Here is an 18,262-nt window from a genome sequence, read left to right on the forward strand (position 1 = left end):
TGTTAGAGATGAACGGTCTACTCAAATTGCGCAAAAAAAATCCGCTCCTTGGCATCCTTCTATGGGTGTATGCGGGGTTGTCCGTGTATCCGTTATTGTGGATGATTTTCTATTCACTGAAAAATAATAATGAAATTTTCGTAACGAATCCTTTCGGGATTCCCACCCATTTTCGCTTTGAAAATTATGTGGATGCATGGTCCAAGTTTAATGTACCGCAGTACTTTAGCAACAGCTTGTTAGTTGCAGCATGTACGGTTGTAGGGACGATAATTCTCTCTGTCACTTTTTCCTATGCGGTAGCTCGCATGCACTGGCGATTCAAAGAGGTGGCCAGAATCTATGTGGTCATCGGGATGTTCATTCCCGTCCAAGTCATCATGATCCCATTGGCTATTCTTGTTCGTGATTTCCACTTAGCTAACACATATGGTGCACTCATCGTTCCTTATATTGCCTTTAATATATCGTTCTCCAGCATGGTGTTCTATGGCTTCTTCCGTTCCATTCCTGTTGAACTAGAAGAATCTGCGTGTATGGATGGGGCAAGCATATATCGGACGTTTTATACCATTATTTTACCCATTATAAAACCGGCAATGGCGACGATGGTCATTTTCGTATTCTTATCCTCTTGGAATGAATTCACGATGGCACTCATTTTAATTACGAAAGAATCGCTGAAAACCTTACCGCTGGGATTACTGTTCTTCCAAGGTCAGTTTACAACGAATTGGGGGGCAATGGGGGCAGCAATGACAATTGCCAGCTTGCCAACCGTGCTCGTTTATATCCTCTTTAGTGAGCAAGTGGAGAAGGCGATGACCGTCGGGTCTGCCGTGAAAGGATAATAATGGATATAAATGTTGGAATGACCCCATTTTGGGGTCATTTTTTGCATGAAAAGTACTCATTTCACCATATATCAATTCCCCTTATAAGTCTCATAAGATGATTCTAATTGACCTATGGTGCGCACGTATGATAGGTTTCAATGGAGAGTAAAAATAGTGCGAAAAATAGCAAAGCTTATCAATACATGCTGATGAGGTGGATTTTGTTGGAACTTCAAGTCTTAAACAGTCCTTTTAACCAAGAGCAAGTTGAATTGCTCAACCGTGTCCTACCAACGTTAACGGATACTCAACGTATTTGGCTGAGTGGCTACTTAACAGCTCAACAAGGTTCGACAAATTCCGCGGCAGTGCCGGCAACTTCCGTTCCAACGGCTGTGGCTAGTCAAGCTGTCATTTCCAAAGAAGTAACTGTCCTTTTCGGATCACAAACGGGTAATTCCCATGGCTTGGCGAAAAAGCTAGCTAAAAAACTAGAAGAGCAGTCGTTCCAAGTAACGCTCTCCTCGATGAGCGACTTCAAACCGAACAACTTGAAAAAGGTTCAAAACCTTTTGATGATCGTTAGTACGCATGGCGAAGGTGATCCACCGGACAATGCGATCTCATTCTACGAATTCCTTCATAGCAAAAGAGCACCTCAATTAGAAGAACTTCGTTATTCCGTTCTTTCCTTGGGTGATACATCGTATGAATTCTTCTGTCAAACAGGTAAAGACTTTGATAAGCGTTTGCAAGAACTTGGCGCTACATCCTTAACTGAACGTGTTGATTGTGATGTTGATTTTGACGAGCCAGCTGCAGCTTGGGTTTCTGGCGTTTTGGCTGCTTTGAACGCTGCATCGGCTAGTGCTGTTGTTGGTGGTTCTGCTGCAACGGCTGGAAGTGCCCCTTCCACGGAGTCGGAATACTCCAGAACGAATCCGTTCCAAGCGGAAGTGCTTGAGAACTTGAACTTGAACGGCCGCGGTTCCGATCGTGAAACGCGCCATGTGGAAATCTCCTTAGAGGGTTCCAATCTCCAATATGAACCAGGTGACAGCTTGGGTGTATACCCGGAGAATCATCCGCGTCTAGTTACTGAACTGATTCAAGCCATGGACTGGAATGCCAGCACACCAGTTGCTGTAAACAAAAATGGAGAAGAGCGTCCGTTACAAGAAGCGCTTACTCGTAACTTCGAAATTACGGTACTGACGAAACCTTTGCTCGAGCAAGTGGCAAAGTTAACGTCTAACGAGAAGCTTCATACACTTGTTGCCGCTGGCAATGAAGCTGAGTTGAAATCGTACATCGCTGGCCGCGATCTATTGGATCTCGTGCAAGACTTCTCCTTACAAGGTGTGTCTGCTAGTCAATTCGTAGCCGTGCTTCGCAAATTGCCTGCTCGTTTGTATTCGATCGCAAGTTCATCCAAAGCTTCACCGGATGAAGTACACATCACTGTACGTTCGGTTCGCTATGAAGCGAATGGTCGCAACCGTTATGGCGTCGCTTCCGTTCACTTGGCTGAGCGCGCACTATCAGGTGCAGCATTACCGGTTTACATTCAGAGCAATCCGAATTTCAAATTGCCTGAGAGCCCAGAAACGCCAATTATCATGATTGGACCTGGTACTGGGGTAGCGCCATTCCGTTCTTTCCTCGCAGAGAGAGAAGAGACGGGTGCAGATGGCAAAACGTGGTTATTCTATGGAGATCAACACTTCGCTACAGACTTCTTGTACCAAGTTGAGTGGCAGCGTTGGTTGAAAGATGGCGTACTAACGAAGTTAGACGTAGCTTTCTCCCGGGATACGGATCAAAAAGTATACGTGCAGAACCGCATGTTAGAAAAAAGTCGCGAGGTTTATCAATGGCTGCAAGAAGGCGCTGTTGTCTATATTTGCGGTGACGAGAAGAAAATGGCACACGATGTGAATGCTGCGCTGCTCACGATTATTGAGCAAGAGGGCGGTTTAAATAACGAAGAAGCCGTGCAATATTTGGCTAATATGCAACAGCAAAAACGTTATCAACGGGATGTTTATTAAAACAGGATCCCCGCGATCGGTAGAGGAGAAAGCTCAAGATGTCAGAAAATAATTTACTATCGAAGAATAGTGCGCCGCATAGTGATGTTGAACAAATTAAAATCCGCAGTAATTATTTGCGCGGCAGTTTAGAAGAAACACTTGAAAATCGCATCACCGGTTCCATCCCCGAGGATGACAACCGTTTGATGAAATTTCATGGCAGCTACATGCAGGACGACCGTGACTTGCGTAATGAACGTGCGAAGCAGAAGCTAGAGCCTGCTTATCAGTTCATGCTGCGCGTACGTGCTGCTGGCGGTATCGTAACTTCTGACCAATGGTTGATGATGGATCGTGTTGCTCAGAAGTATGCAAATGGTACGATTCGTCTTACGACTCGTCAATCTTTCCAGTTACATGGTGTAATCAAATGGAACATGAAGAAAACGATTCAAGAAGTTAATGCGTCCATGCTAAGTACACTTGCGGCATGTGGTGACGTGAATCGTAACGTGATGTGCAACCCGAATCCTTACCAATCCGAAGTTCATGGCGAGGTGTATGAGTGGGCGAATCGCATCTCCAACCACTTGGACCCACGTACGAGAGCGTATCATGAGATTTGGTTAGACGGCGAGAAAATCGTGGATAGCCGCGACGGTGAAGAGCAAGAACCAATTTACGGGCCAGTGTACCTGCCGCGTAAGTTCAAAATCGGTATCGCAGTTCCGCCATCTAACGATGTAGACGTGTACTCGCAGGATCTTGGCTATATTGCGGTCATTGAAAATGGCCGTTTGGTGGGCTTTAACGTATCCGTCGGTGGCGGTATGGGGATGTCTCACGGAGATGTCAAAACGTATCCGCAAGTTGGTCAAGTGATCGGCTTCATTAAACCGGAGCAAGCTGTTGATCTAGCTGAGAAAACGGTAATGATCCAACGTGATTACGGTGATCGTTCCGTTCGTAAACACGCTCGTTTCAAATATACAATCGACGATCGCGGCATTGAGTGGTTCGTGAATGAACTGCAAACGCGTCTTGGTTGGAACCTGGAACCAACTCGTGCATTCCATTTTGAATCAAATGGAGATCGTTACGGTTGGGTAAAAGGCAGCAACGGAAAATGGCATTTCACGATGTTCATTCAAAATGGCCGTGTCATGGATGATGGGGACTACCGTCTGATGACAGGTCTTCGCGAAATTGCGAAGATCCACACGGGTGATTTCCGTCTCACGTCGAATCAGAACTTGATCGTCGGCAACGTAAGCGCTCAGAAAAAGAAGAAAATCGAAGAGATAATCAAAGAGCACGGCATTACGGATGGTCTTCACTTCTCTGCCTTGCGCAGAAACTCGATGGCTTGCGTGGCGTTCCCGACTTGCGGACTTGCAATGGCAGAATCCGAACGTTACTTGCCTTCTTTGATTACCAAAGTCGAAGCTATTCTTGAAGGTGTAGGCCTTCGCGAGCAAGAGATTACAATCCGGATGACGGGTTGCCCGAATGGCTGCGCACGACCAATGCTAGCTGAGCTTGCATTCATCGGTAAAGCGGCAGGGAAGTACAACATGTATCTAGGTGGCGGATTCGCAGGAAACCGTTTGAATAAATTGTACAAAGAAAACATTGGCGAATCCGAGATTCTCGATTCCTTGCAAACGATTATCCCTCACTACGCCAAAGAGCGTCAAAGTGATGAGCACTTCGGTGACTTCGTCATTCGAGCTGGCTATGTGAAGGAAGTTCGTTCCGGTCAAGATTTCCACGCGTAATTGGAGAAAGAGCAGATTAAGTAGGTTACTACTTGAACTGCTCTTTTTTTTGTTCGGTGAGAGTGGAGGAGATGAAATTGTAATAGGGGGATTGAAGTAAGATAATGGAATGACGTGAGTTGAAGTGTGGTGAGTTAAACTAAGGCGATGTGAGAGTAGTTTAGACAAGTGAAGATAAGGATTGCGACGTGAGATTACATGCACCGAGTGAACTGATGTGAGTGAATGGAGGAAGGGTTGTCGTAGTTGAATAAATGGAAAAACTCCATCTATTTCCTTTGATCTCGTATGAAATTTCATAATAACTGGAAAAACTCCAGTTAATTTCAGGGAAATGCTGAGAGATCCGCAAACAACTGAAATTTAACTGTAGTTTTTCCATCTAAATGCCAAAAAGAGCGAATATGAGAAAAATTAACTGTAGATTTTACAGTTAACCTGAGCGGGGAGCTCGAGTTACTTCTCCTGAGTCCCGTAGCTCCTCCCGTTGCGCGTGCGAATCATCCGAGTCGCACAAGGCGCCTCTTCTTCACACTCAACGCTATCCTATCACTGTGCCCCCTTGCTCACCCAAAACGTTACATTATCCTCTTTTAAGCTCTCTGTACCAGCTTTTGGTTCCTGCTTTGTGACAATGCCTTTGGCTTGTGTGCTAGTTTCAATGAGAAAATTATAGTGGAGTCCAGCGGCTAAGGCCATCTGCTCCGCAGCCTCTTGTGTTTGGCCGACGAGATTCGGTACGACGGTTTTCTCGGGTAGCTCCTTTGTGTCCGTCAACTTCGCAGTCACGGTGGCGCTTGGACTTACGCTCGCGTCAGGCGTACTCGTAGGTGTAGGCGAGATGATGACGACGGTTTGGACGACTTTAGGCTCCGGCCAAAGATACCATACGGCAAAGCCGCCTACAACTAGTGCCGAAACGGCCCCTAGTGCAATTCGTTTTGCTGAACGCGTTGAACGCGTAAGGCTCTCAGTGTCAAAGCGCGAACGCTGTGCATCAGGCTGAGTATCAACGGCCGCTTCCACTGCTCCGAGCTGGAAAGGGGCCGTTATCTGCTCGCTGATACTGCTTGGTGCGGCAGGAGGTAAGCTCCGAAGTCCGAATACGAGCGAAGAAAGGGATGATTGCCCATGGCAGATAAATTTGATGAGGCGAATAAGCGCAAGTTTCTGCTCTGTCGTTGCACTTGGAATGGAAGCCCGCTCCAGACTCGTATGCATAACCTCGAACCTATCGGAGATCATTTCATTCCCGGTAAGTAACTGAATCATTAAGCGGCAAAGCCCAATGGCACTCTGCTCTTCGTGTTCATCAGCTTCCCAGTAGTTGATGATGGAAAGTTTGTTCTGATCCGTAATCCATAGGTTATTTGGACGGACGGAAAAGCCTGTAATCTTTTCCTCCATCGCATCCAACAAAGAAACACCCAGGTCGCTAATGATAGCGACAACGGCTGCGTAAGACCATTTATGTTTGTACATCGTATCGGAAAAGAGGGAACCACTTTTGGCTTGCAAGATAATGGTGACAGCATCTTCAGCGATAGATGTATCCAACATGTGATGAAATCCGTCGTGAATAAACGCAGCTTTATCCTGGAGTGAGCTTATGTAATCGACACCGAGTTGATTGTGACGAAGCACGTTACGATACAGTAATACTTTGCGGGTCAGAAATACATCATCACCATAATGGAGAGTTCCATGAGGGAAAGAGACGATTTGTGTACTTGGCACGTATCGTGTACCTATTCGATCGGGCATGGAATAACCATCCTCTCTGGCGTGTGTGATTGGTTTGCACTTACACTTTATTATAAAGGATTCGAAGGCGGATAGGAATTTAGGAGTACTCGTTACAAAAAAATACAGAAGCAAGTGAAAAATTTGTGGAATTTTATCAAAATAGTTCGAAATACCTGTATGGCGATGGCATGGATGATAAAGCGAGTCCAACATCGAGTAATGTGCCAAAATGGCTGCACATTAGTAAGGCTTCAGAAAGGAGCTATAACCCCATTCCCGTATTTGAACGGTTTGGACGGCGTTTGTGGACTATGGACCATGTATAAGAGCTCCTTATACTTTACTGTACAACTTTTTCCTGCATTTTGGAATAATCTTGTGAAAATTGTGTGAAAAGATGGGAAGTGCTATCCGTGTGGTACTAGAAAGGTTTTGTTTTACTAGGATTCTTCTATGATTCAAATGTCCTAAATGATATGATAAGAGAATCAGAATAATTTACATAAAACGCCAATCGAGGGGGAAATGTGTTGAAAAAGGTTGCAATTTTGGGTGGCGGAGTCGCTGGTTTAAGTGCTGCTCACGAATTAATCGAAAGAGGTTATGAAGTATCCGTTTATGAATTTAAACAAATACCTGGTGGGAAGGCCAGAAGTATGCCTTATGTCGGCAGTGGGACTGGCGGACGAAAGGATTTGCCGGGCGAACATGGTTTTCGATTATTTCCACGATTCTATCGTCACGTCATTGATACTTTGAAACGAATTCCCTACGAGAATGGAACAGTTTACGATAATTTAACTGAAGTCACTCGGCTAGATATCGCTACCTATACCGCGCCGTTATTGCCTTTATTAGCCAAAATAGAATTTAGCTTAGACAATTTATTGGTTCTGATCAAAGATCTTTTTGATAATAATTTGGGACTTTCCATAGACGATATGGAACAGTATGGCCGTAAGCTGTGGCAAATCATGACGAGTTGCGACGAACGTATTCGTGAGGAGTACAATTTAATAGATTGGTGGGAATTTATCGAGGCAGAGCAGCAATCCCCTGCATTTCAGAAAATTTTTGCTGGTTTTACGAAAACGCTTGTCGCTTGTCAATCTAAAATTGCAAATACACAAACAGTTGGACCAGTCGCGGTTCAAATGACATTAGATATAACGACCCCTGGCACGAGTTTTGTAAGACTGTTGAATGGTCCAACAAACGACAAGTGGATTTATCCATGGTTAACTTTTCTTCAGGATCAAGGGCTGCACTATCATTTAGGTGCAAATGTAGAACGAATTAATTGTCAAGATGGCCAAGTCCGTAGTGCGACAATAACCTTGAATGGCGAGACTTTCGATATTGACGCCGATTACTTTATCGCTGCCTTCCCTGTTGAGGTGATGGGTAAAATGATAACCGATGAAATGCTGGAAATAGACCCTTCACTTCAAGGTGTGCAGAAGCTGGTAGATTCCGTTGCGTGGATGAACGGGATTCAATATTACTTGCGTGAAGAATTACCCATTACGCATGGACATGTGATTTACTTGGATGCTCCGTGGTCGCTCACTTCGGTTTCACAGAAACAATTTTGGCCTGATGTCAATTTGAGTGAGTATGGCGATGGTACGGTGAAAGGTATTTTGTCTGTTGATATCTCAGATTGGGATACACCGGGCATCCTTTTTGGTAAAACAGCGAAGCTTTGTACGGCTGAAGAAATTAAAGCAGAGGTATGGGCTCAAATGAAGCTGAGTTTAAATATTGACGGAGCTGTCATCCTGGAAGATTCTGTACTCCACTCGTGGTTCTTAGATACAGATATTCAATTCGTTAATCCAGAACATGCCTGTACGAACATGGAACCTTTGCTCATTAATCGTGTAGGGACCTGGGAAGATCGTCCAGAAGCTCTAACGGGTATACCAAATCTATTCTTAGCGTCCGACTATGTGCGTACCAACACAAATTTAGCGACAATGGAAGGCGCGAATGAAGCGGCACGTAGGGCTGTTAATGCGATTTTGCTATGTGATGAATCAGAAGAAGAGCCTTGTAAAATTTGGGAGATGTACACCTTCGAATTGGGTCATATCGATGTGTTGAAGATGTATCATATCCATGATAAAAAACGCTTGGACAAGGGTTTGCCTTGGGATGGAAAGATGCTCTAATTCATGTTATTAGCAGCGAGACTTACTAGGGGGATATCATGATCATATTACCGGAATATGAGATTATTAGGCAAATCTATCATGGCGAGCGGCATTTATTATACCGTGCGGTTCACAAGTCAACTGGCGAGAAAGTCATCATTAAAACAATGAGCTCTGACTTCCCGGTTGCGGCGGATATCGCTAGGTTGAAGCGTGAGTATGAAATTGGGCATATGTTGGACATCCCCGGCATTGTTAAGCCGCTATCGTTGCCTAAGTATCACAATAGTGTGGCATTAGTGATGGAGGACTTCGAAGGGGAAACCTTGTCAACGTATTTTTCTTTGTTTCAACAATCGTTTCAAGCGTTTCTACAGGCAGCTATCCAATTAGCCAAAATCGTTGGCGAAGTTCATCAACGTTTTATCATACATAAGGATATTAAACCTAGCAATATTATTATGAATCGGGCGAAACAAATTATGAAGCTTGGCGATTTCAGTATTTCGTCGTTTATGCGAGAACGTCAAGAAATGCTGGACCCGTTAATGTTGGAAGGGACGCTCAGTTACATGTCCCCCGAGCAGACGGGGCGAATGAATCGGATCATCGACTATCGCACAGATTATTACTCGCTTGGCGTGACATTCTACGAAATGATCACGGGACGACTTCCTTTTCAATCGGAAGATCCGTTGGAACTGTTACATGGACACTTTGCTGTGACTCCTATACCTCCTGACAGTGTAAGAAAAGGCATCCCTAAGCCAGTATCCGATATTATTATGAAGTTGCTATCTAAGGATGCGGAGGATCGCTATCAAAGTGCCTATGGCATCATACAAGATCTAGAACAAGTGATGCTATATAGTAATTCTGGTGAAGATATGTCCGATTTCAAAGTAGGTCGCTATGATATGACGGATATGTTTCAAATTCCTCAGGGCTTGTATGGGCGATCTGCCGAAATAAATAAGTTGCTGAATGTCTATACAAATGCCGTACATGGCTCATTGGAAACGGTATGGGTGACTGGGGAGTCTGGGTATGGCAAATCCTTTCTCATCGCCGAAACGATGAAGACGATTATGAAGGATGATGGCTGGTTCTTATCGGGTCGCTTCGAACCGAATAAACATCATGTCTCGTACCATGCGATTGCCAAAGCGTTGCGAGCGCTCGTCAGGCAGCTTTTGACAAGCAAGGATGAACAACTCGCAGAATATCGCTTGCGCTTGCTGAGAGTGCTAGGTACAAACGGCAAAGTATTAATTGATCTCGTGCCTGAGCTCGAGCTGCTGATAGGCGAACAGCCTGCTGTAAAGTCGTTGCCTCCGCAGGAAACGCAAAATCGTCTACACTTTTTATTGCAGCAGTTTTTGCTTATTTTCTGTGCGAAAGATCGTCCTATCGTTTTGTTCTTGGATGATCTGCAATGGGCGGATGCAGCGTCCTTGCAGGTGTTGGATCTACTTTTGAATGATTCACAATTGAAATATTTCTTGTTTATTGGCTCCTATCGCAGTGAATATGAGAAGAACAGTCTTTCTTCTATGTATGTTCAACTCCTTGACAGATTGCCAGCGCGTCTGGTCGAAGAACGCATTGTGTTGAAAGCCCTTGGTTTGCAAGATGTTGAGCAATTAATTGCCGAATCGTTAAAATCGGAGTTGGGTCAAGTTGGCGATTTGGCGAAACTCGTCTTACTCAAAACCGGTGGCAATCCATTTTTCGTTAAACAATTCTTAAGTGCGTTGCATGAGCAAGCGTTGCTTCAATTTAATTATGAGATGAATCGCTGGCAATGGGATATGAACGAGATTCAGAAGCTTCGCATCACCGATAACTTAATGTTTCTTCTCGCTGAGAAGCTAGAACGTATGCCTGCGAAAACACAACATGTACTGCGATTAGCTTCTTGTCTAGGCGCTTCTTTTGACCTGGAGGCTTTAGGGATCATTATGCAACTCCCCTTTGCTGATGCCTTGCAAGAACTTGAAGGAGCTATTCAGAATGGATTAATTATCCCGGTGGGGATGGATTATAAATTTTATCATGAGTCCATGGGTAAATTAGTCGCTCGTGAAATTCGGTTTATTTTTGTACATGACTCTATTCAAGAAGCTATTTATGGATCTGTTGATGAGTCTAAACTTAAGGAAATGCATCGCGGTATCGGTCAGATGCTTCTCAGTGAATTGTCGGAAGAAGACATTGAGCTGCGTTTATTTGAAATTGTCAATCATTTGAATATAGGTTCAAAATTGATTACGGAGCATTCATCTTATTTACAACTTCTAGATTATAACGTGAGTGCAGGTCGTAAAGCTAAAGCCTCCAATGCGTACCGTTCTGCGCTTCAATATTACAATAAAGCTTTGGATGTATTGAAGCAGATTAAGGGTATGGAATTAGATGAGCTAAGTTATGCAATTCGTTTGGAGAAATCTGAGGTCCTCTATTTGAATGGTCAAGCTGACGAAGCGGAAGCTTCCTATGAACAGCTATTGTTAGAGGCGAAAACGATGGAACAAAAGCTTGAGTTGTATAACCTGCAAGTCATCTTATACACCAATGTCGGCAAGCAGCATCAGAGTGTTAAACTGGGTTTGAAAGTGCTGGCGGAACAAGGGATTCGGATACCTGAAGCACCTTTAAGTGCAAGTATTTTCATGGCGTATCTGGATGTGAAACGGAAAATCGGTTTGAGAAATACGTTGCAGCTCTATGATTTACCGATTATGGAAGATAACTATCGCACGAAATTAATGAATCTTATGATGAGTGTTGCTATATCGGCTTATTTCGTGAATACGAATTTATACGTGCTGTTTATGCTTAATATGACCAAGCTAGCTCTGGAATTTGGTAATTCACCGGCTATGGCGTATGTGTATGGCTCGTATGGCTTGATATTGGGCTCGGGATTCGGCGATTATCAACGCGGTTATCTATATGGACAATTAGGCAACCGGATGAACGAGCGATTTCAGTCACATGAATTCCAGAGTAAAAGTTATTTTTCGTTCGGTTTGTTTGTCACCCCTTGGGTGAAGCCGCTTCCTAATAGTCTGGAGCTTCTGAAGGATTCTTTTCGAAGCGGAATTGAAGACGGTGACTTGGTATTTGCGGGATATGCGCTTACGTACCAAGTTTTGGTCAAAGATTTGCAAGGTGTTGTTCTCTCTGAAGTGTATGAAGATTTAGTGAGAAATTACCGAATTCTGGAACAAACCAATCATCATGATACGTTACTTATGATGGAAATGCTGCGTTTGGTCATATTGAATTTGGAAGGAAAGACGCTGAATCCGTTACTTATAGGGAATGATGAGGTAGAGGAGAAAGAATTTGTTCGGAAATTAGAAGTGCATTCCAATCAAGTTATCATTCACGTATATAGCGTTAAGAAAATGATGCTTTCGTTCTTGTTTGGACACTATGAAGATGCGGTAGAAATGGGCAGAACAGCAGAATCACGTCAGTCCGCCTCTTTCGGATTATTTCATATGCCAGAGAATTATTTATATTTTGTTCTTTCGATTGCCGCTCAGTACCCGGAAGCTTCGCTCTCTGATCGTAAATGGTTCGCTAAACAAGTGAAGAAAATGCTTCGGAAAATGGACAAATGGGCTTCGCATTGTCCAGAGAATTTCTTGCACCTCAGTCAGCTGATGCGAGCAGAATGGGATCGTGTGACAGGCCATGGACAGCAGGCGGAGCAAGGGTATGAGAATGCCATTCGGCAAGCAAGGGAACAAGGATTTATCCAACATGAGGCCATCGCCTCAGAATTAGCGGGGAAATACTATAAGCAAGCTGGACGCGAGAAAATCGCCAAAACCTATCTCATAGATGCGTATTATGGTTATGTGAGTTGGGGGGCTAGAGCGAAAGCGGACCATCTCGTGCTGAAATATCCTACCTATTTCTCCAACTTGAGTGGGTCTCCAGATTGGGCCACGACCAAAATTAGTGATTATTCCTTACAAGCGATAGATTTTCAAACCATTATGAATACATCTCGTTCACTTTCTAGTGAAGTTAATTTGGAGCAGCTAATCAAACGCTTGATGGAAATCGTTACGTATTCTTCAGGTGCAGAGAGAAGTATTCTCGTCCTTAAAGACAAGGAAAGTCTGTACGTTGAAGCGGAGATGCTTGCAAGTGCTGGGAAAGACTCTTGCATCGTTAGCTCAGTCTTGTTGGAGTCACGCGACAATGTTCCGCAAGCCGTGATCCAATATGTTGCACGCATGAAAGAAGGCATTGTTCTGGATGATGCGGAGAATTCGACGCTTTTCGCGAACGATCTTTATATTAAACAATCGGAGAGTAAGTCGATCTTCTGTGAACCCATTTTACATCAGGGTAATTTGGTCGGTGTCTTTTATTTGGAAAATAATTTGATTCGTAATGCATTCACTTCAGAGCGTTTGGATGTGATTAAATTATTATCCGCGCAAGCCGCGATTTCGATTGAAAATGCGCGATTATACAATGATCTCGAATCGAAGGTGAAAGAACGAACGAATGAGTTAATCTTGATGGAGACTTCGCGGCGCGATCTGTTATCGAATATTTCGCATGATTTAGGGACGCCGCTGACATCAATTCAAGGTTATGTAGAAGCTATTTTGGATGGTGTGATTCATGAACCGGAGGAGCAGAAGAAATACTTGTCCGTGGTTCACATGCGCATCGTCGGGATTCAGCGATTAATTATGGATTTATATCAACTGAGTCGATTAGAAACGAAGCAGTTTCATTTTAGGCTGGCGTCAACATCTTGCGCGAGCGCGGTTCGTCAACTTTTTGCCAAATATGAATTAGATGCAACGAATGCGGGGATCACCTACACACTGAATATGGCTCTGATGAATGGACAGGAAATGTTGACTGTAGATATGGATCGGATTGAACAGGTGTATGCCAATCTTATTTACAATGCGATTAAATTCTCATCAAGCGGCTGTGCCATCGATGTTCACGTTGAGATTAGGGAGGAGCCTTACGAGCTCGTCATTCGGGTGTGCGATACAGGTGTTGGGATTAGTGAGGAAGATCTTCCTCATATATTCGAACGTTTCTATAAGGTATCCAAATCGCGCAGTAACTCTGGTGGAAGCGGGTTGGGTCTAGCGATAGCAAAGGAAATTGTGCAATATCACGGTGGGCAAATATGGGCGGAAAGCCGCTTGGGCCATGGCTGCACCATCTCATTCTCCCTGCCTTTACACCGCATATAAGTGCAAGAAAACGTACACCTTACTAAGAGGTGTGCGTTTTTTTGTTATGGAAAGGATGTGTTGTCAACGTAGGGGTTACCAATGCTATTGATTTCGACTTGTGATATACTTCTGTAGATATTAGTCATCGAAGGAGTTTACACACACATGCAATCATTTATTCAGTACAATCCAACCCGATTATGGTTTGGTGAAGGTCAGATCAAGCAATTGCACCAGGAGCTAGGAAATGACGGGAAACGCGTACTTCTTGTTTATGGTGGAGGTAGCATTCGGCAAAATGGCGTATACGATGCTGTGATGGAGCAGCTTCACAATAGGCAAGCGACAGTTGTTGAAATGTCAGGCGTGGAACCTAATCCCAGGCTGACAACCGTGAAGAAAGGGATTGAGCTATGCCGTAGCGAGCAAATCGATCTCATCTTAGCTGTCGGTGGAGGAAGCGTGATTGATTGCGCCAAGGCCATCTCTATAGGCGTATATTACGAAGGCGATGTCTGGGACATCATCACAAGGAAGGCTGAGCCCACGCGATCTCTTCCCTTTGGGACGGTTTTAACCCTTGCCGCGACAGGTTCGGAGATGAATAACATTTCGGTTATTACGAATTGGGATCGCAATGAGAAGCGCGGCTGGAGCAGTCCGTTCGCTTATCCGACTTTTTCTATTTTGGATCCGGCCTATACGAAATCAGTCCCCTTGGACCAGACGGTATATGGCATTGTAGATATGATGTCACATGTGCTTGAACAATATTTTCACCGCACCGAACATGCTCCGATGATGGATCGCTTTATGGAATCCGTCCTGCTGACTGTGATGGAGGCGGCGCCAAAGTTAGTGGCCAATTTGGAAGATATTGAGCATCGGGCGACGATTATGTATGCGGGAACTACGGCTTTTAATGGTTTGTTGTCGAGCGGGACAGATGGAGGAGATTGGGCGTCTCATCAAATTGAGCACGGATTATCTGCTGTCTATGATATCCCTCACGGAGGCGGACTAGCCATTGTGTTCCCGAACTGGATGTCTCATTGTGCGGAAGACGATCCTTCGCGTATGAAGAAGTTAGCCATGGCTGTGTTCGGCATTGATGCCACTGGTAAAACAGATCATGAAGTTGCGATGGAAGGTATTCAAGCCTTACGTCAATTCTGGAATTCCCTTGGAGCGCCAAGTCAACTAGGGTATTACGGCATTGATGATCAGAGGATCGAGGAGTTAGTTCATAAATCATTTATGAAGCCTTCGATTGGGCAGTATAAAATTATGACAAGAGACACCGTCAGAGACATTCTGATGAGGTCGTTAGCATGAAATACTACATTTACGTACTCATAGGTGCCTGCAGTTTCGGACTGTTGTCGACCTTTGTGAAGAAGGCTTATGAATCAGGTTTTCATGTGGGTGAGGTAGTGGGTGCACAAATCTTCTTTGGTCTGATCATGCTGTGGATTATGGCGTTCGTGACAGCTAAATCAGCTAAGATGGGTTCACCTGAAGCCAAAACGTTTCGTGTCTCACCTCGTCAAGCGCTTGTGCTTATGCTGGTGGGTACGAGTTCAGGATTAACGGGTATCTTTTATTATGCGGCATTACAATATGTATCTGCGTCCTTTGCCATTCTTTTATTGTTCCAATTCACATGGATAGGTATCGTCTTAGAAGCGATTATAGATCGGAAGCGTCCTAGTAAAGATAAGCTTATTGCACTTATTTTCTTATTTATCGGAATCATTATGGCAAGTGGTTATTTAAAAGGAAACCTAGAAGCGCCCTCATGGCTCGGTGTTGGTTTAGGATTACTTTCCGCTTTGACGTATGCGTTATTTATCGCGATGAGCGGCAGGGTAGCGAAGCAAATTGCCCCAATAACCCGAGGTGCAGTGATGCAAACAGGTTCATTTATTATTGTGATGCTCATCTTCCCGCCTCATTTCCTATGGAATGGATCCTTGCATGAATCGTTATTGCCATGGGCATTGCTGCTAGCTTTGTTTGGGGTGGTTATCCCGCCATTATTTTTCGCCATTGGTGTACCCCGAATCGGTGGTGGCATGGCGACAATTATGAGTGCAGCCGAGCTGCCCACTGCGGTAATCATGTCGTTTATTGTTCTTCACGAGTCCGTGAGCGGGCTTCAATGGATAGGTGTACTCATAACCATGTTAGGTATAGCGTTGCCGGAACTTTTGAAACGAAGACAACGAGTACGACGACTTCAAACGGAATGAAACAGGTGGATCTCCGCTCAGTTGAGGGGGATCTACTTTTTTTGTGCGCAAAAAAAGGCCGATTGGCCTTTAAAGAGATTATATTTGCAATTGAACATTCAAAATTAGACAAGAGCAAGTTCCTTCAGTTCCAATCGCACGGTTGTAAGATGGGTAAGCTCTGGAAGAGAGAAGTGCTCGGCTAGACGACGAAGCCGCATGTAAATCGTTCGAAGAATGACAGAGTCGAGCTCAGTGATCATCGCTCTGTTAGCGACATAGTCAGACATGCTCATTCGAATTAAATAAGGGCTTGATCTTAAATTGGTCAGTACGGTAGGTTGAAGAGGTTTTCCTGAGTTAGTTACATATTTCGATTGCTTCAAAGCGGCTTGGAACCGTTCGACACAAGTTTTGGATACGTGTATGTACCTTTTGCCCCCCATGGCATCAGACACAGTAAGCAGTTGTTTTTTTTCATCTAAGGAATTCGCTTTTAAATACACGATTTCGTGAGCAGCGACGCCCTCGAGTAACAAACGAATAATAATGGCATCTTGCGGATTGATACATTGTGTCTCGATACTTTGGATTTTCTCTAGAGTAAGAATACGAAATCAGCATCCCTTCAAGTTTGAACTTAGTTTTCTGCAAAAATTACATTTTGGTTTTCAGAAATAAGTAACTATACATGATATGAGATGGGTGGGGTGATTATGCCAAAAAGTTTGTTATGAGGTAACTATAGCCGAAAGAAATGGAAGGGACAATGAGGGAAAAGCCCTAAATAATGTTAGTCGAATTTCGACAATTTCATGGTGTGAACCGAAAATGAGTTGCGAAAAAAGGGAATCTTTGGTTTGCGCAGAAATGAAAAGAAGCAAAGTGAGGGAGGTTGGTCTGAGGATGGGGAATGAAATAGAGAAACTGAAGCAAGTTTTAGGTCTTCGGGATGCGATTGGTATTGCCATAGGACAAATGGTCGGAGCGGGTATACTCTCCATTACGGGTTTGGCAATTGCCTTAACAGGGACAGGGGTTCCGCTTGCTTTCCTGCTTTCATCAGTATTTATGCTGATCATAACGATTCCGCTCGCGATACTTGGATCTGTGATCCCAACGACAGGAGGAATGTACGCGTATACCGCTAGATTGCTTTCACCCCAAGCAGGCTTTGTGTATTTGAGCTTGTTTACATTTGGTCATCTTACGATAGCGGTGTATGCCATCTCGTTTGCGCAGTATTTTCAGGGGATCGTAGCCAGTATTCCGATTATGCCAGTAGCTTTTGTAGTATTGACATTTTTCTATCTCATCAACTTGTTCGGTATTAAATTCATGTCAACATTGGGGAAAGTGCTTATTCTAACCAAATTGTTATCGTTGATGATATTCGTTGCATGGGGAATGTCTGAGGTGGATTATTCGGTATTTCAACCCAGTTCCTATTTCCCCCAAGGTATAAGCGGCTTTCTGATGGCCGTTGGCATGACTTCCTTTGCTTCTGGCGGGGCCTATGCAGTGGTTGAACTCGGTGGCGAAATGAAACGGCCGAAACGGGATATTCCCTTAGCCATTCTAATTAGTTCCGGCATTGTAGGTGTTCTATACATTGGGATGGGTATTGTTGCGACAGGGGTACTTCCGATTTCGGAGGTTGCAGGGGAGTCGTTGATTGACGTTGCTACATCGATATTGCCGAGGCCTTTGTTCTTATTCTTTGTGATAGGTGGCGCGATGTTCGCATTGGCATCTACATTAAATGTGACGTTCTCGTGGGTAACTAGGGGAATGCTGGTTGCCTGTCGTGATGGCTGGCTGCCAGCTGGGTTTGGAAAGGTGAATCGGCGATTCGGAACTCCGCACTGGTTGCTCACCTTTTACTATATACTTGGGATCATCCCCATTGTGACAGGCGTTTCTCTGGCAACCATTTCTCAACTAGGTGTAGGCATCTTGCTCATCGCCAGTGTTTTTCCTGTCCTATCCGCTGCCAAACTTCCACGTAAATACCCAGACTTATATCGAAGTGCACCTTTCACGATGAAGCCTGTTCTACTTTACATGATAGTAGTGATAGCTGTAGGGTTGCTCGTGTTTCAGGGGTACCTATTATTAAGTCGATTATCGCTTCCCTTATTGCTTGGAAATGTATTGATTGTAGTAATTGCAGCGAGTTATGCCATAATCAAAGGGAAAACGCGAGAACTTAGCGCGGTGAATCAAGCTAACATGCGTGATATTGCTTAAC

At 44.3% G+C, this 18,262-nt stretch carries 10 protein-coding genes; 8 read left to right on the forward strand and 2 right to left on the reverse strand.

The window, feature by feature from the left end:
- The first annotated feature begins 8 nt into the window (after positions 1-8).
- The 3 genes from J2736_RS11735 to cysI all read left to right on the forward strand — a co-directional run bounded on the left by J2736_RS11735 (position 9) and on the right by cysI (position 4,647).
- Positions 9-851, forward strand: a complete 843-nt coding sequence (locus J2736_RS11735) for a carbohydrate ABC transporter permease (protein ID WP_310226702.1) — start codon at positions 9-11, stop codon at positions 849-851.
- A gap of 209 nt (positions 852-1,060) precedes the next feature.
- Positions 1,061-2,887 (forward strand): assimilatory sulfite reductase (NADPH) flavoprotein subunit, encoded by a 1,827-nt coding sequence (locus J2736_RS11740; protein WP_310226703.1) that lies wholly within the window; start codon positions 1,061-1,063, stop codon positions 2,885-2,887.
- A 38-nt stretch (positions 2,888-2,925) separates the two neighbouring features.
- The gene (gene cysI, locus J2736_RS11745) at positions 2,926-4,647 is read left to right on the forward strand and encodes an assimilatory sulfite reductase (NADPH) hemoprotein subunit (protein ID WP_310226705.1); all 1,722 of its coding nucleotides are present in this window, start codon (positions 2,926-2,928) and stop codon (positions 4,645-4,647) included.
- A gap of 549 nt (positions 4,648-5,196) precedes the next feature.
- Here the strand turns inward: cysI and J2736_RS11750 are convergent.
- The gene (locus J2736_RS11750; RefSeq protein WP_310226708.1) at positions 5,197-6,411 is read right to left on the reverse strand and encodes a PASTA domain-containing protein; all 1,215 of its coding nucleotides are present in this window, start codon (positions 6,409-6,411) and stop codon (positions 5,197-5,199) included.
- A 509-nt stretch (positions 6,412-6,920) separates the two neighbouring features.
- Between J2736_RS11750 and J2736_RS11755 the strand changes: the two genes are divergently transcribed.
- The 4 genes from J2736_RS11755 (at position 6,921) to J2736_RS11770 (ending at position 16,032) form a co-directional block, all read left to right on the forward strand.
- Positions 6,921-8,567 carry a hydroxysqualene dehydroxylase gene (locus J2736_RS11755; protein ID WP_310226710.1) on the forward strand — a complete coding sequence of 549 codons (1,647 nt, stop codon included), beginning with the start codon at positions 6,921-6,923 and terminating at the stop codon, positions 8,565-8,567.
- Positions 8,568-8,605: 38 nt separating this feature from the next.
- Positions 8,606-13,798: an AAA family ATPase gene (locus J2736_RS11760; protein ID WP_310226712.1), complete on the forward strand. Its 5,193-nt coding sequence runs from the start codon at positions 8,606-8,608 to the stop codon at positions 13,796-13,798.
- Between the two features lie 147 nt (positions 13,799-13,945).
- Positions 13,946-15,115 (forward strand): iron-containing alcohol dehydrogenase, encoded by a 1,170-nt coding sequence (locus J2736_RS11765; RefSeq protein ID WP_310226714.1) that lies wholly within the window; start codon positions 13,946-13,948, stop codon positions 15,113-15,115.
- Positions 15,112-16,032: an EamA family transporter gene (locus J2736_RS11770; protein WP_310226717.1), complete on the forward strand. Its 921-nt coding sequence runs from the start codon at positions 15,112-15,114 to the stop codon at positions 16,030-16,032. The genes J2736_RS11765 and J2736_RS11770 overlap by 4 nt, the downstream gene beginning before the upstream one ends.
- 104 nt (positions 16,033-16,136) lie before the next feature.
- Here the strand turns inward: J2736_RS11770 and J2736_RS11775 are convergent, their stop codons facing one another.
- A complete protein-coding gene (locus J2736_RS11775) occupies positions 16,137-16,550 on the reverse strand; it encodes a hypothetical protein (RefSeq protein WP_310226720.1) in 414 nt (137 codons plus the stop codon).
- 367 nt (positions 16,551-16,917) lie between these two features.
- On the opposite strand from J2736_RS11775, the gene J2736_RS11780 reads away from it, so the two are divergent.
- Complete coding sequence (locus J2736_RS11780; RefSeq protein WP_310226722.1) at positions 16,918-18,261, forward strand: APC family permease; 1,344 nt, start codon at positions 16,918-16,920, stop codon at positions 18,259-18,261.
- Position 18,262 lies beyond the last annotated feature (1 nt).

The sequence above is a fragment of the Paenibacillus qinlingensis genome (genome assembly GCF_031455095.1).
In the GTDB taxonomy this organism is placed as follows: domain Bacteria; phylum Bacillota; class Bacilli; order Paenibacillales; family NBRC-103111; genus Paenibacillus_E; species Paenibacillus_E qinlingensis_A.